16 protein-coding genes and 1 riboswitch are annotated in these 14470 nt (G+C 47.9%); of the genes, 15 read left to right on the forward strand and 1 reads right to left on the reverse strand.

Going from position 1 to position 14470, the window contains the following annotated elements; translation table 11 throughout:
• The first annotated feature begins 1 nt into the window (after position 1).
• The 15 genes from ACFSUB_RS02705 to ACFSUB_RS02775 all read left to right on the forward strand — a co-directional run bounded on the left by ACFSUB_RS02705 (position 2) and on the right by ACFSUB_RS02775 (position 13888).
• A complete protein-coding gene (locus tag ACFSUB_RS02705; protein WP_380711636.1) occupies positions 2–832 on the forward strand; it encodes a purine-nucleoside phosphorylase in 831 nt (276 codons plus the stop codon).
• A 24-nt stretch (positions 833–856) separates the two neighbouring features.
• The gene (locus ACFSUB_RS02710) at positions 857–2155 is read left to right on the forward strand and encodes a pyrimidine-nucleoside phosphorylase (RefSeq protein ID WP_380711638.1); all 1299 of its coding nucleotides are present in this window, start codon (positions 857–859) and stop codon (positions 2153–2155) included.
• Positions 2156–2265: 110 nt separating this feature from the next.
• A complete protein-coding gene (locus ACFSUB_RS02715) occupies positions 2266–3438 on the forward strand; it encodes a D-alanyl-D-alanine carboxypeptidase family protein (RefSeq protein ID WP_380711639.1) in 1173 nt (390 codons plus the stop codon).
• 112 nt (positions 3439–3550) lie between these two features.
• Positions 3551–3901: an anti-sigma F factor antagonist gene (gene spoIIAA / locus ACFSUB_RS02720; protein ID WP_380711641.1), complete on the forward strand. Its 351-nt coding sequence runs from the start codon at positions 3551–3553 to the stop codon at positions 3899–3901.
• 2 nt (positions 3902–3903) lie between these two features.
• Positions 3904–4344: an anti-sigma F factor gene (gene spoIIAB / locus ACFSUB_RS02725; protein ID WP_380711642.1), complete on the forward strand. Its 441-nt coding sequence runs from the start codon at positions 3904–3906 to the stop codon at positions 4342–4344.
• A gap of 5 nt (positions 4345–4349) precedes the next feature.
• Entirely contained in the window at positions 4350–5105 is a 756-nt protein-coding gene (sigF, locus tag ACFSUB_RS02730) for an RNA polymerase sporulation sigma factor SigF (protein WP_380711643.1), read from the forward strand.
• A 64-nt stretch (positions 5106–5169) separates the two neighbouring features.
• On the forward strand, positions 5170–5790 hold the full coding sequence (locus ACFSUB_RS02735; RefSeq protein WP_380711644.1) for a stage V sporulation protein AA: 621 nt from the start codon (positions 5170–5172) through the stop codon (positions 5788–5790).
• Entirely contained in the window at positions 5772–6200 is a 429-nt protein-coding gene (locus ACFSUB_RS02740) for a stage V sporulation protein AB (RefSeq protein ID WP_380711645.1), read from the forward strand. The genes ACFSUB_RS02735 and ACFSUB_RS02740 overlap by 19 nt, the downstream gene beginning before the upstream one ends.
• Before the next feature lie 62 nt (positions 6201–6262).
• Entirely contained in the window at positions 6263–7765 is a 1503-nt protein-coding gene (locus ACFSUB_RS02745) for a spore germination protein (RefSeq protein ID WP_380713162.1), read from the forward strand.
• Positions 7766–7853: 88 nt separating this feature from the next.
• Positions 7854–9173 (forward strand): diaminopimelate decarboxylase, encoded by a 1320-nt coding sequence (gene lysA / locus ACFSUB_RS02750; protein WP_380711646.1) that lies wholly within the window; start codon positions 7854–7856, stop codon positions 9171–9173.
• A 104-nt stretch (positions 9174–9277) separates the two neighbouring features.
• Positions 9278–9426, forward strand: a riboswitch (FMN riboswitch).
• A gap of 187 nt (positions 9427–9613) precedes the next feature.
• Positions 9614–10705 carry a bifunctional diaminohydroxyphosphoribosylaminopyrimidine deaminase/5-amino-6-(5-phosphoribosylamino)uracil reductase RibD gene (gene ribD / locus ACFSUB_RS02755; protein ID WP_380711647.1) on the forward strand — a complete coding sequence of 364 codons (1092 nt, stop codon included), beginning with the start codon at positions 9614–9616 and terminating at the stop codon, positions 10703–10705.
• Entirely contained in the window at positions 10705–11337 is a 633-nt protein-coding gene (ribE, locus tag ACFSUB_RS02760; protein ID WP_380711648.1) for a riboflavin synthase, read from the forward strand. Before ribD ends, ribE begins: the two co-directional genes overlap by 1 nt.
• Positions 11338–11397: 60 nt before the next feature.
• Positions 11398–12606: a bifunctional 3,4-dihydroxy-2-butanone-4-phosphate synthase/GTP cyclohydrolase II gene (locus tag ACFSUB_RS02765; RefSeq protein ID WP_380711649.1), complete on the forward strand. Its 1209-nt coding sequence runs from the start codon at positions 11398–11400 to the stop codon at positions 12604–12606.
• Between the two features lie 14 nt (positions 12607–12620).
• Positions 12621–13085: a 6,7-dimethyl-8-ribityllumazine synthase gene (ribH, locus tag ACFSUB_RS02770; RefSeq protein WP_380711650.1), complete on the forward strand. Its 465-nt coding sequence runs from the start codon at positions 12621–12623 to the stop codon at positions 13083–13085.
• A 413-nt stretch (positions 13086–13498) separates the two neighbouring features.
• Entirely contained in the window at positions 13499–13888 is a 390-nt protein-coding gene (locus ACFSUB_RS02775) for a GNAT family N-acetyltransferase (RefSeq protein ID WP_380711651.1), read from the forward strand.
• A gap of 43 nt (positions 13889–13931) precedes the next feature.
• On the opposite strand, the gene ACFSUB_RS02780 is transcribed toward ACFSUB_RS02775, so the two are convergent.
• Entirely contained in the window at positions 13932–14441 is a 510-nt protein-coding gene (locus ACFSUB_RS02780) for a DUF309 domain-containing protein (protein ID WP_380711652.1), read from the reverse strand.
• Between the last annotated feature and the right edge of the window lie 29 nt (positions 14442–14470).

Below are 14470 nucleotides of genomic sequence, written 5' to 3' on the forward strand. Positions count from 1 at the left end.
AATGGAAGAACTGGCCAAAAAGACAGATGAAGCCGCCGCCTATTTAAAAGAAACGATCGATGTCGAACCCGGAATTGGTTTAATACTCGGCTCCGGACTCGGCGATCTGGCTGAAGAAATAGAAGGTGCGGTAAAAGTCGAGTATGAAGACATTCCCCATTTTCCGGTTTCCACAGTTGAAGGGCATGCCGGCCGTCTCGTAACAGGAACGCTTCAGGGTCAGAAAGTGATTGCTATGCAGGGACGCTTTCACTACTACGAAGGATATTCCATGCAGGAAGTGACGTTTCCGGTCCGTGTTATGAAAGCGCTCGGCGCCCAGTCACTGATTGTGACCAACGCATGCGGGGCCATGAACCCTTCATTCAGACCCGGCGATTTGATGGTTATTGAAGACCATATCAACCAAACTGGTGCGAATCCGCTTCTCGGTCCAAATGATGACAGTCTCGGCCCGCGGTTTCCGGATATGAGCCAGGCTTACGACAGCGGGTGGAAGCAGACAGCTGTGAAAGCCGCCGAAAGTCTTGGATTCTCTCTCCAGAAAGGAGTATATACCGGCATTTCCGGCCCTTCCTTTATGACAGCTGCTGAACTTATTATGCTGCGCCGCCTGGGCGGTGACGTAGTGGGTATGTCCACCGTTCCGGAAGTGATCACAGCAAATCACGCCGGACTGAACGTGCTTGGTATATCCTGCATTACAGATATGGCTGTAGGGGAGGAAATCGAAGGGGTATCCCATGAAGAAGTAATGGAGACCGCGTCCCGGACGAAACCCCGCTTCATTTCTCTCGTCAAGGAAATTCTGGCTTCACAGCCCTCCACATAACGAAAGAAAGGAACGGTGCTCACGATGAGAATGGTCGATATCATTTCCAAAAAAAGAGACGGATTTGAGCTGTCCGAAGAAGAAATCGCCTGGTTTATTCAAGCCTACAGCAAAGGGGATATTCCTGATTATCAGGCATCCGCTTTTGCGATGGCCGTTTTTTTCCAGGGGATGACCCAGCAGGAAGCAGCAGCCCTCACCATAGAAATGGCTGGGTCGGGAGATCAGCTTGATTTATCGGCAATTGAGGGAATAAAAGTGGACAAGCATTCAACAGGCGGAGTAGGAGACAAAACGACGTTGATTCTGGGGCCTCTCGTGGCGGCACTCGATATTCCCGTTGCCAAAATGTCAGGGAGAGGACTTGGTCATACCGGAGGGACCATTGATAAGCTGGAAGCGTTTGAAGGATTTCGGACGGAGATGGACCAGGAGGAATTTGTTCATCTCGTCAATAAAAATAAGCTCGCTGTCGCCGGGCAGAGCGGAAATCTGACTCCCGCCGACAAAAAATTATACGCGCTCCGGGACGTCACTGGAACTGTGAATTCTATACCGCTGATAGCCAGCTCTGTGATGAGCAAAAAAATCGCCGCCGGCGCTGATGCCATCGTGCTGGATGTGAAAACAGGATCCGGAGCATTTATGGAACATCTCGAAGAAGCAAAAAAACTGGCACGAGCCATGGTGGATATCGGAAATTCACTGAACCGCAGAACGATGGCTGTCATTTCCAATATGGATCAGCCGCTTGGCCATTTTGTCGGCAATGCCCTTGAAGTGAAAGAAGCGGTCGACACCCTGCGTGGAAACGGACCGGAGGATCTGCACGAGTTAAGTGTTACTCTGGCGTCACACATGGCGGTACTAGGCGGAAAAGCTTCCGATGAAAAAGAAGGACGGGCACTTGTGGAGAATGTACTGAACGACGGGTCCGCGCTTGAAAAAATGAAACAGTTCGTAGAGAGCCAGGGCGGGACTTGCGCACCGGTGGATAACCCTGATTTGTTCCCTGCCGCGCAGAAACTAGTGGAGGTGCCGGCTGCGGAGTCAGGATACGTGAGCCGGATGCAGGCGGCGCGGATCGGTCAGGCTGCGATGATGCTCGGAGCAGGACGTGCAGCCAAGGATGACGTGATTGACTATGCGGCAGGTATTGAACTGAAAGCAAAAATCGGTGATTATGTTGCTCAGGGGGATACGCTTGCGGTCATGCATGTCAATCGGGACGATACCAAAGCAGTGTCCAATATGATTCAAGAGGCTTACAGTTTTTCCCCAAGCGAAGTGGAAAAACCGGAATTGATATACGACTCCATCTAGGCAGCAGCCTATTTAGATCTTCAGGATGATTATCCTGAAGATTTTTTTGTATATACGAAGAAATCATTGGAAATACTAAAACTGAAAACGGAATCGGGAGGTGACTGGTTTTGGGAAGAATAAGAAAGGTCAAACTAATGGAAATCGCGGTAGCGGCTGTTGTCATTCTTCTTGGAAGCGGTGAAGCAAAAGCGCAGTTCCAGGATGCAGCAGAAGACGCTGTTTCGGCTTACGTAATGGACGCAGAAACGGGTCAGGTGCTTTATCAAAAAAATGAAACAGAAGAGCTGCCGCCGGCCAGCATGACAAAAATCATGACGATGCTTTTAATTATGGAAGCCCTGGAGGAAAAAGAAATACAGCTTGATGATAAAGTGCGTACCAGTGAGAGGGCTGCTTCGATGGGTGGATCGCAGATTTTTCTCGAAGAAGGGGAGGTCATGACGGTCGAGGAGATGCTGAAAGGGATTGCAGTTGGTTCAGCAAACGATGCATCAGTGGCAATGGCAGAACATATTTCCGGATCGGAAGGCGTGTTTATTGAAAAGATGAATCAAAAAGCAAAGAGCCTGGACCTGGAACATACGAGTTTTAAAAACACGACAGGACTGCCGGCAGAAAAGCATTACACATCGGCGCAGGATCTGGCCGCAATCAGCCGTGAACTGCTGCAGCACGAAAAAATTCTCGAGTACACCGGATTGTATGAAGATTACTTAAGAAAGGGTGCGGATAATGAATTCTGGCTCGTCAATACGAACAGACTTGTCCGTCACTATGACGGGGTGGATGGACTGAAAACCGGTTACACAAAAGAAGCCAGGTACAATCTCACCGCTACGGCAGAAAAGAACGGGATGAGAATCATTACAGTACTGATGGGGGCGGATTCTCCGAAAGAAAGGAATCAGATCACTGCATCGCTCCTTGATCATGCTTTTCAACACCATGAATATCATGAACTTGCCAGTGAAGGGGACACCGTAACGTCAGTGCGTGTGGAAAAAGGGAAGAAGGCGCAGGCGGAAGTGGTGCTTGAAAAAGACGCAGGTGTTGTTCTCCACAAGGGCCGGGATGCCGGAAATATTACGGAAAAGATAAAGACTAAAAAGGTTGTGACTGCACCTGCTTCTTCAGGAGAACAGGTAGGAACCATCCGGTATTATAATGAAAACGACCTTTTATCCGAAGCGGTACTTATCTTGAAAGAGGATATTGAACCGGCAGGCTGGCCGGAGTTGTTTGGGCGCTCCCTGCAGCGGATGATGGGAAATGCGTCCTGATGGGGTTTTTTAACGAAATGACACTAGTTTTGTCATGCGTGAAGGAAAAGCACCGTCCCTTCGAGAACAGAGCACTGAACCATTTTAATTACGCGGACTGGAGGGGAAGAACATGAGTCTTACTGTTAACCTGGAGCAGCTCGGTGATGTAATGTGCATCCGGCTGAGAGGGGAACTGGACCACCACGCATCAAGAGAATTACGTGGACAGGTGGAAGAGCATATGGAACAGTTCCGGCCGCTCCATATTGTACTGAACCTGGAGGAACTTACATTTATGGACAGCTCAGGAATCGGGGTCATTCTTGGGCGGTACAAACAGATTCGAAAATTGGGAGGCGAAATGGTGGTATGTTCCATATCAGCACCGGTGAAGCGCTTATTTGAATTGTCCGGCTTGTTTAAAATTCTGCGGCTGGAGCACAGGGAGACGGACGCATTACGTATATTGGGGGTAGCCTGAGGATGAAAAATGAGATGAAACTGGAATTCTCCGCGTTGAGTGAAAATGAAGCATTCGCAAGAGTGAGCGTAGGTGCTTTCGCTGCACAGCTGGATCCGGATATGAATGAACTGACTGAATTGAAAACGGTCGTATCAGAGGCGGTGACAAACTCCATCCTCCATGGATATGACGAGAATCCAGCCGGCACCATCTGCGTCATGGTAAAAATTGATGCAGACTCGATGGAAATCACCATCAAAGACGATGGCACCGGTATCGAAAATGTCGAGCAGGCGAAAGAACCTCTATTTACAACGAAACCGGATATGGAACGTTCCGGCATGGGATTTACTATTATGGAGAACTTCATGGATGAGGTCGAAATTATTTCAGAGCCTGGAACCGGGACGACAGTTTACCTGAAAAAAAGGTTGGCCGGCGCCCGGACACTCTGCAATTAAGGGGAATGGGCATGAACACTAAACTGGAAAAACAAAAGCCTCTTCAGGATGATGAAATCAGGGCATTGATTCAAAAAAGTCATGATGGAAACAAAGAGGCAAGAGACGAGATTGTTCATCACAATACGAGACTCGTCTGGTCTGTCGTGCAGCGTTTCATCAACCGTGGATATGATCCGGAAGATTTATTTCAAATCGGTGTGATAGGGTTAATAAAATCAGTTGATAAATTTGATCTTTCGTATGACGTGAAGTTTTCCACGTATGCGGTGCCGATGATTATCGGCGAAATCCAGCGGTTCATCCGTGATGACGGCACGGTAAAAGTAAGCCGTTCTCTGAAAGAACTGAACAACCGTGTCCGCAAGGCAAAAGAAGAGCTGACAAAGGAAATGGGACGAGCCCCGGGGTTGAATGAGATCGCTGAGAAACTCGATGTACCTGCTGAGGAAATTGTGTTTGCGACCGAGGCAGCGCGCTCTCTTTCCTCGCTTCATGAAACCATCTATGAGAACGACGGTGATCCTATTACACTGATTGATCAAATTGCGGATCAAAAGGATAACAGGTGGTTTGATCAGCTTGCCGTGAAAGAGGTTGTAGAACAGCTTGAAGAGCGGGAACGGGTGATTGTATACCTTCGTTACTATAAAGATAATACACAGTCCGAAGTCGCCCGGCGGCTCGGCATATCACAAGTGCAGGTATCAAGACTTGAAAAGCGGATACTTGATAAAATGAAAAGCCAGTTATCGGAATGATGACTGGTTTTTTTGTATAGCATAATCCCGGTGCTGTCATACTAAGCCAAAGGAGAGAGTGGAGATGGCAAATCGTGTGTATCTGCAGTTTTTTTCACCAGGTTCAGTACTTCCCGGGGATCAACTGTACGTGAAGGATGTTGCGCTTGTTGAAGGAGATAAAGAGCTTGTGTCAGGAATTCTGGATATTAAAGTGTATGAGGTAACATCTCGGGATAAACACCATATCGTTGTCGATGGATTGACTGTACTGCAGCATATTCATTCGGTCTATCCGGATCTTGAGGTGAATGTTCTTGGAAGACCCCAGGTCGTGGTCGACATCCGCACCGGGCGCAGACAGAAAAAGTTGATTTCGGTACTGCTCGTATGGTTTCTGTTGTTTACCGGAGCGGCTCTTGCCATTATGAACTTTCATGAAGATGTAAGTATGCTGGCTGTTCATCAGACCATCTATCAGTTGATTACCGGAGAGCACCTGGAGCAGCCTCTGCTTCTGCAGATTCCTTATTCCTTCGGGCTTGGCCTTGGAATGATTTTGTTTTTTAATCGTCTTTTTAAAAAGCGGCTGAATGAAGAGCCGAGCCCACTGGAAATAGAAATGTTTCAATATCGTCAGGACATGGAAGAATACGCCGCGGAATCCAAGTCGGACCGGAGTTCAACATGGCCGTCGAAGTCCTGATTATTATTTTTGTAGGTTTAAGCGGCGGACTGGCGGTAGGGAGCGGTTTTGTTGCTTTTATTTCTGTTCTTGGAATCATACCAAGACTTGTGCAGATCACCGGCACTAAAAAGGCTGTCTGGCTGTATGAACTTGCGGTGACCGGCGGCGGGGTTTTTGGAACTATTGCCGTCCTTCATCCGATTCGTTTTTCACTTCCAGTTTTTTTTACGGTGCCTGTTGGTCTTGCCGCCGGGATTTTTGTCGGCATGCTGGCTGCGGCGTTGACAGAAGTATTGAATGTGTTCCCTATTCTTGCTAAAAGGGTTGGAATGGAAAATGACGTAATGAGTTTAGTGATGGCCATCGTTTTTGGTAAAACGGCGGGATCATTATTTCACTGGCTTGTTTATGTATCGCTCTCATTCTAATATATAGAGGAGTTTCTAACATGCGTAGAGGAAAATGGATATTCCGGAACAAACCGGATGCGATGGACTTGGAGAAGCAGGGAATCCCTCCGGAAGACACTGAAGCGTCAGACATCTCCCCCCGTATCGAAGAAAATGAAGAAATCTTAAAAGAAAGAGTCGGTATAGGAACCAGTTTTGATACGGGCATCCGAAGACTGCACATATTGGACAGGGAAATCCAGATTTATTATGTGAACGGTCTCGTTGATATGGAGGCGCTGACCGAACTTTTAAAAGAACTCATGAAAGTGGAGGCAAGAGACCGGAAAACGCCTTATGTCCGCGAAGCGGTGGAAAACCATCTAACAGAAGTGCAGGTTGATTATAAAGACAACCTTGAAGATTGTATAGTAGAAATGCTTTCGGGTCTTGTGTTCATTCTCATAGATGGGGAAGAGAGGGCCCTGGTCGTCGATGTGCGTAATTATCCCGGAAGGAGTCCGAAAGAACCGGATAATGAAAAAGTCGTGCGCGGAGCACGGGACGGCTACACAGAAAATATTATCGAAAATACAGGGTTAACGAGAAGAAGGGTGAGAGATGAAAGACTCCGCCATGAAATTCTGAGAGTCGGCGTACGTTCGAAAACCGATATCTGTATTTCTTATATTGAAGATATTGCCGACCCTGACATGGTTAATATCATAAAAGATGAACTGAAAGCAATTAACGTAGACGGTCTTACAATGGCCGATAAAGTAGTGGAGGAGTATATTGTCGACCAGGGGGCCAATCCGATGCCTCTTGTCCGTTATACGGAGCGGCCGGATGTTGCTGCGGTTCATTTATTTGAAGGACATGTCGTCATTATTGTAGATGCTTCTCCAAGCGTTATCATCACACCAACTACCTTTTTCCATCATGTGCAGCACGCCGAAGAATACCGGCAGGCACCATTTATCGGCACCTATCTAAGATGGATCCGCTTTTTCGGCATGTTTGCTTCTCTTTTTATACTTCCATTGTGGCTGCTTGTCGTACTCGAACCGCAGCTGCTGCCGGATCAGCTGAACTATATCGGTCCCACGGAAGATTCGAATGTGTCGGAATTTATGCAGATTGTTATCGCCGAAATCGGTATAGAATTAATGAGGATGGCAGCCATTCATACCCCTTCCCCGCTTGCAACAGCCCTTGGCCTCGTTGCAGCCTTGTTGATTGGGGAAATAGCGATAGAAGTCGGGCTGTTCACCTCTGAAGTTATTTTATATGTTGCGCTTGGGGCGATTGGAACATTTGCTACACCAAGCTATGAGCTTGGGATTGCATTGAAAATATTCCGCTTTATCCTTTTGATTGCGGTTGTTTCTTTTCAGGCTGTAGGATTTGTTATCACAACTACTGTTCTGTTCCTGTTCCTTGCCTCGATCCGGTCATTAAACAAACCGTATCTGTGGCCGTTTCTGCCGTTTGACGGTAAGGCGCTTTGGCAGGTTCTTGTGCGCACAACCGTTCCTAATCTGCGCCGGCGCCCGGGCATCGTGAATCCGCAGGATAAAATCCGGCAGCCTCCAAAAGCATGACGGGCAGGAGAACAGTTTTTCTTTTTCTCCTTCTTAAATGATGCTAAAATGTAATCATTCATTGATGCGTAGAAGGAGAGAACGAGTCATGTATCTACACGGAACCAGTCGGATTAATAAAAACGGGCGGCTTGAAATCGGCGGGGTGGATACGACCCGGCTTGCAGGTGAGTACGGCACGCCTGTTTATGTATATGATGTTGCGTTGATGAGAGAGAGGGCAAAAGGGTTTCAGCAGGAATTTGAAAAGGCGGACGTTCCTTATCAGGTCGCCTATGCAAGCAAAGCATTCAGCTGCATAGCTATGGTACAGCTGGCCGCGGAGCTTGGGTTAAGTCTTGATGTGGTATCTGCCGGTGAAATGATAACAGCGGCGAAAGCGGACTTTCCGATGGAGCGGGCGCATCTGCATGGAAACAATAAAAGTGATGATGAAATAGCTCTCGCGTTGGAACTCGGCGTCGGCTGCATCGTTGTCGATAATTTTCACGAATTATCAATGATTCAAGAGCAGGCACGGGATAATAATCAGACAGTTCAGGTGCTGCTCCGTACAACACCAGGAGTTGAAGCCCACACCCACGAATATATATCCACCGGCCAGGAAGATTCGAAGTTCGGGTTCGATCTGCAGAGTGGACAGGCTGATCAAGCGATTGAAATACTGCAGGCCGACCCTTTTATAAACCTCCGGGGAATCCACTGCCATATTGGTTCCCAGATTTTTGATACAGACGGTTTCGTTTTGACGGTGGAAAAACTGTTCGCTGAATTTAAACGCTGGAGGGACGAGTATAATTTTATTCCCGAAGTATTTAACGCTGGTGGAGGATTTGGAATCCGTTATGTTGAGGGAGACGAACCGCTTGCACCGGAGAATTACGTCAAAGACCTTATTCTTGCCGTCAAAAAAGAAGCAGCTGATGCAGATATGGCTCTTCCGGAAATATGGATTGAGCCTGGACGTTCCATCAGCGGTGATGCTGGTACGACTCTTTATACAGTAGGATCAAAAAAGAACATTCCCGGTGTGCGTAACTATTTATCGGTAGACGGGGGAATGACAGATAATATCCGGCCGGCACTTTACAATGCAGAATACGAAGGAATCCTGGCCAATCGTGCCGACGAAGAAGCGCCGGGTCGTACAGCTGTAGCGGGCAAATGCTGCGAGAGCGGGGATATGCTGATGTGGGATCTTCCTCTTCCGGATGCAGAGCCTGGAGACATTCTTGCGGTTTTCTGTACAGGAGCTTACGGGTTTGCCATGGCGAGCAACTACAATCGTTTCACCCGTCCCCCGGTTGTATTCGTTGAGGACGGAGAATCCGACCTTGTCGTGCAGAGAGAATCAATCGAAGATCTTTTGAAAAACGATCTCCCCCTCCGTCTGAAAGAAAAAATATAACAGTATGTTTGAACCGCTCTGAGAAGAGCGGTTCAAATAGTTGACGGGTATGTTTCAAGGAAGATAAAATCAATATATAAATATGGAACGGTTTGGTTACATTGTAACCACTTCGGGGTGGGGTGAAATTCCCAGCCGGCGGTGATGAAGCATCCTTGCTTTTTAGTCCGCGACCCGCAGAGGCTCTGGCCCGGCGGTGGACTCGGTGAAAATCCGAGACCGACAGTGAAAGTCTGGATGGGAGAAGAAAAGCCGTGTTCAGAGCCGGAACGTATCCGGAAAGTTTGGTGTGTGCGTGATGCAGTAACACGCCTGCGTTAAGCAGACCGATTCGTTGAAGGCTTATAAATGAACAATGCTTATTTTCGTATGTTTTAACCACCCTGGAGACGTATACCGTTTTCAGGGTTTTTTATTTTAAAAGAAAAGAGGCAGTCGGTATGACGGATGAAGAATATATGGATCTTGCTCTTCACTTGGCGGAAAGCACAAAAGGGCAGACCTCGCCGAATCCATCTGTCGGTGCTGTGGTTGTAAAAAACGGAACGACAGCCGGAATGGGCGCGCACCTGAAGGCTGGAGAGGCGCACGCAGAAATTCATGCACTAAAGGCAGCAGGTAACCATGCAGTAGGGGCAGCAATGTATGTAACTCTCGAGCCGTGTTCACATACCGGTAAAACTCCGCCCTGTGTGGAGGCCATTATAAACAGCGGCATCCGCCGGGTGGTCATCGCTGCACTGGATCCAAATCCTGAAGTGAGCGGGAGTGGAGTGGAAAGACTGAAGGAAGCCGGTATTGAGGTGTCCATCGGCACAGGAAAAGAGCGTGCGGAGTGGCTGAACCGGTATTTCATGCATTTTATGAAAACCGGACTTCCATATGTCACGCTGAAAACAGCTGTATCTCTGGACGGCAAAACGGCTTCGGCCACCGGTGAAAGCCAGTGGATTACGGGAACGGAATCCAGGAAGGACAGCCACCGCCTGCGGCATGAACATGACGGGATTCTGGCAGGGATCGGAACCGTGCTTCATGATGACCCCTCATTGACGGCGAGGGCTGTGGAGGGGGGATTACAACCCCTGCGTGTGGTGCTGGACCGTCATCTGCGTATACCGCTTGAGGCGTCCATGCTGCAGGATAATATGGCTCCGGTATGGATATTCTGCGGGTCAGAGGCATCCCTTGAAAAAAAACGGAATCTGGCACAGACCGGTGCCGTCATTTATCAGGCGGCAGAGGCTGACGTACAGCTCGAAGAAGTATTGACTGTTCTCGGAAACGAAAACATCCTCTCTGTATTTGTCGAAGGAGGATCTGAAATCCATGGCAGATTTGTCGAAGAAGAACGATTTCAGGAGTTTGTTTCCTATACTGCACCTGTCCTGATTGGTGGCCGTCTGGCACCGACAGCGGCCGGCGGGGGAGGCATTGCTCATTTGAATGATGCGCCGCGTCTTGAAGTGCACTCGGTGGAACAACTCGGTGAAGACATAAAAGTAACAGCAGTCCGGAAGGGGAATGAATAATGTTTACTGGTATTGTGGAAGAAACAGCCGTTGTCCGAAGTATTCATAAAGCCTCGGATACAATGGTACTCACGCTGCAGGCCCCGAAAATAACAGAAGATATGAAAACAGGAGACAGTATTTCCGTAAACGGTGTCTGTCTGACCGTGACCGGTTTCACCGGAAATACATTTACTGTGGACGTGATGCCGGAAACAATGTATGCATCCAGCCTGAGTATCCTGGAAGAAGGGGCGCGGGTGAATGTGGAGCGGGCGATGCAGGCTTGTGATAGATTCGGCGGCCATTTTGTCAGCGGTCATGTTGATGCTGCCGGGAAAGTGGAAAATGTTTCCCCTTGCGAAAATGCCTATTACGTAGACATTTCCATGCCGTCTGCCATTCTTCCTTTTATGAGTGAAAAAGGATCGGTCGCTGTCGACGGTATCAGTCTGACGATATTTGATGTGAATGATGACAAAGACACCATCACACTTTCTCTTATCCCCCATACGTGGCAGGAAACAACCATGAGTGATAAACGGCTGGGAGATCCAGTCAACGTTGAAGCTGACATGTTGATGAAGTACACAGAAAGACTCTTGTCCGCCAGGTTTGGTGAAAATATAAGCAATCCGGATAAAAAGGCATAAAAGACAACGATGTTATATCCTCCTGAAGCAGGATATGAAGAGAAAAAGAGGGTGAATGTGATGGCAGAAGCAAATTGGTTTGATCCGATTGAAGAAGCTATTTATGAGTTGATGCAGGGACGCACGGTCATCGTTTGTGATGATGAAGACCGGGAAAATGAGGGAGACTTTGTGGCGCTTGCCGACCGGATCACACCAGAATCCATAAATTTTATGATTACGTACGGCAGAGGGCTGGTCTGCACACCGATTACTGAAGAGCGTGCCCATGAACTTGAACTGCAGCCGATGGTCGATCAGAACACAGACCCGCACGGCACGGCGTTTACTGTTAGTGTTGACCATGAATCTGCGAAAACAGGGATATCAGCAGGAGAGCGTGCCCAAACCATCCGGGAGCTGATGAATCCGCGAAGTAAAAGCCGGCATTTTAAACGTCCGGGTCATGTATTCCCGCTCATTGCTAAAAAAGGCGGAGTGCTGCGGCGCGCAGGACACACAGAAGCAGCAGTGGATTTGGCCGCTTTATCAGGAGCCGAACAGGCGGGAGTAATTTGCGAAGTAATCAGGGAAGACGGAGAGATGGCAAGGGTTCCTGAACTGCGTGAAATCGCAGATGAACATGACCTTAAGATGATCACGATAAAAGATTTGATTCAGTACCGTCACAAAAAAGATAAACTTGTGCAAAAGGAAGCAGATATCAAACTCCCTACCGATTTCGGAGATTTCCGGGCTGTCGGCTATACATCTGTCGTGGATGATAAAGAAAGCATTGCTCTTATTAAAGGACAGCTCATTCCCGGCGAACCGACGCTTGTGAGAGTGCATTCCGAATGCCTGACCGGAGATGTTTTTGGTTCCCACCGCTGTGACTGCGGGCCTCAGCTTCACGCAGCACTTCAGCAGATTGAAAAAGAAGGAAGGGGCGTCCTTCTTTATATGAGGCAGGAAGGCCGCGGGATCGGACTGATCAACAAAATGAAAGCTTATGAACTGCAGGAAGAAGGATATGATACCGTGGAAGCGAATGAAAAGCTCGGTTTCAAACCCGATCTGCGGGATTATGGAATTGGTGCCCAGATTCTGCGCGACCTCGGCATATCCAGTATGCGCCTGCTCACGAATAATCCGCGTAAAATCACCGGATTGAACGGATACGGACTTGAAGTGTCGGAACGGGTTGCCCTTGAGATGCCTCACCATAAAGATAATGAAAACTACATGCGTACAAAATATTCGAAGCTGGGGCATATGCTCCATCTATAAAAGGAGAGACAACATTGGGACAGATATATGAAGGAAATGTAAACGGAACAAATTTGAAGATCGGTATAGTGGTGGGCCGCTTTAACGATTTTATCACCGAAAAGCTTCTGGAAGGTGCGAAAGGCACTTTGAAAAGGCATGGGACAGCAGAGGAAAATGTTGATATTGCCTGGGTTCCGGGAGCATTTGAAATCCCGTTTGCCGCACAGAAAATGGCAGCCGCCGGGAAGTACGATGCTATTATCACACTCGGTACCGTTATCAAAGGATCGACCCCGCATTTTGATTACGTCTGTGCCGAGTCGGCTAAAGGAATAAGCCGGGTTTCTCTTGATTACAATCTTCCTGTCATTTTCGGTATTTTGACGACGAATACTATTGAAGAAGCGGTGGAACGCGCCGGAACGAAGGCAGGAAATAAAGGAGCAGACGCTGCAGTATCCGCTGTGGAGATGGGTAACCTTGATAAAAACCTTTAAGATGGGGAAACTATAATCGAGATGACCGAAACATGGCGGAAACCGCCATGTTTTCTCTTGGATGAGGGAAAACGGCAGAAGGATGGGAAAATGAAGATGCAGCCTCCGGATTTTACAGGCCGGACGAAGCCTGCGCAGAAAAGCGGATACGTCTTGAGCCGGCCTGTACTACGGTGTTTTCCCCCGAAATTCCGTTATAAAAGGGCAGTTTGTTCTTTTCTTAAGACACAGTTGGCATAACGATTGCAATTGTGTTACATTTGGGCGGTAGTTAATGCCTTAGGTGCATAGGCTGGATAGGAAAGAAAATCATGCATTCAACTTAAAAGATCCGGTTTCTCTCTTTTCAAAAGAAGAAGATGAAGTATAATGAGAGAGAAGAAACATACTCTCTCTAATAAGGGATGATGTCAATGTTTATCAAGTTCAAGTCAGCGTATAAAAAAATCGCGATGGGTCTCCTGTCTTATATGCCGGAAGAAAAAGAAGTCAAGAAACTACAGGAAACGATGCAGTATTATGAGAACGAGGAAAACTGGCAGCTTTATCTGTGGAAAGAGCAGGAAGACATTATCGGTGTGATGGGACTGTATTTCCATGAAAACGGTTCCGCCGAACTGAAGCATATCTGCGTTAATCCTTCTTACAGAGAAGAAGGAATCGGAATGAAAATGGTTCTGACCATGAGAGACCGCCTTGAAGGGGATCTCACCGGCTGTGTGGAGACTGAAGAGTTTCTCGACACATGTGAAGAGAAAGTACCCCGGGACGAAAAAGGGAAGACGGAAGAAGCAAGTGGATAAATCCAGTTACACAGCTGTTCCGGAAGTAATCCGGAGCGGCTTTTTATATGTTTCGTTTTTGATGCAGACGTTTTTCGGGCTCTGCTGTTTGATGCCGCAGGATATGCCGGTGGACAAGCTGTTTATCTGACATGTCGCTTGGATGCTGCCACGGTATCCCGCGCCGTTTGCATTCAGCGGTGCATTGTTTTATAAGTTCGGGGTCAATAAGCGGCAGGTTCATATCCCTGAACGGCCGGCGGTACGTTGTATCGGAAAGATGTTTTTCCAGAAGATGGAGGAGTTTGTTTGCATCTATACCCAGATCAAACAGCCGATTTTTGTTTTCACCAATGATGCGGCGGGCACCTGCCCAGATTTTGAAAGCACCATTTTCATTGCCGCGCCGGTGGTGATAGAGCCCTACAGCTGTCTGAATAAGTCCAACCCAGACGCTGGATCGATTTTCAAAGTCATGTTCTTTCCAGTACTCTTCCAATATTTCATGGCATTCAAAGTAATCACGATAGGCGTGAAACTGAACCAGAAATTGAATGTAGGCTTCCGGATACATAACGTACCATCCTTTGGCATGAAGTTTTT

The organism is Salibacterium lacus (genome assembly GCF_042684865.1).
GTDB classification, from domain to species: domain Bacteria; phylum Bacillota; class Bacilli; order Bacillales; family Marinococcaceae; genus Salibacterium; species Salibacterium lacus.

Coding starts and splice junctions, on each gene's coding strand:
- ACFSUB_RS02705 (WP_380711636.1), top strand. CDS start 2: ATGGAAGAACTGGCCAAAAAGACAGATGAAGCCGCCGCCTATTTAAAA.
- ACFSUB_RS02710 (WP_380711638.1), top strand. CDS start 857: ATGAGAATGGTCGATATCATTTCCAAAAAAAGAGACGGATTTGAGCTG.
- spoIIAA (WP_380711641.1), top strand. CDS start 3,551: ATGAGTCTTACTGTTAACCTGGAGCAGCTCGGTGATGTAATGTGCATC.
- spoIIAB (WP_380711642.1), top strand. CDS start 3,904: ATGAAAAATGAGATGAAACTGGAATTCTCCGCGTTGAGTGAAAATGAA.
- sigF (WP_380711643.1), top strand. CDS start 4,350: ATGGGCATGAACACTAAACTGGAAAAACAAAAGCCTCTTCAGGATGAT.
- ACFSUB_RS02735 (WP_380711644.1), top strand. CDS start 5,170: ATGGCAAATCGTGTGTATCTGCAGTTTTTTTCACCAGGTTCAGTACTT.
- ACFSUB_RS02740 (WP_380711645.1), top strand. CDS start 5,772: ATGGCCGTCGAAGTCCTGATTATTATTTTTGTAGGTTTAAGCGGCGGA.
- ACFSUB_RS02745 (WP_380713162.1), top strand. CDS start 6,263: ATGGACTTGGAGAAGCAGGGAATCCCTCCGGAAGACACTGAAGCGTCA.
- lysA (WP_380711646.1), top strand. CDS start 7,854: ATGTATCTACACGGAACCAGTCGGATTAATAAAAACGGGCGGCTTGAA.
- ribD (WP_380711647.1), top strand. CDS start 9,614: ATGACGGATGAAGAATATATGGATCTTGCTCTTCACTTGGCGGAAAGC.
- ribE (WP_380711648.1), top strand. CDS start 10,705: ATGTTTACTGGTATTGTGGAAGAAACAGCCGTTGTCCGAAGTATTCAT.
- ACFSUB_RS02765 (WP_380711649.1), top strand. CDS start 11,398: ATGGCAGAAGCAAATTGGTTTGATCCGATTGAAGAAGCTATTTATGAG.
- ACFSUB_RS02775 (WP_380711651.1), top strand. CDS start 13,499: ATGTTTATCAAGTTCAAGTCAGCGTATAAAAAAATCGCGATGGGTCTC.
- ACFSUB_RS02780 (WP_380711652.1), bottom strand. CDS start 14,441: ATGTATCCGGAAGCCTACATTCAATTTCTGGTTCAGTTTCACGCCTAT.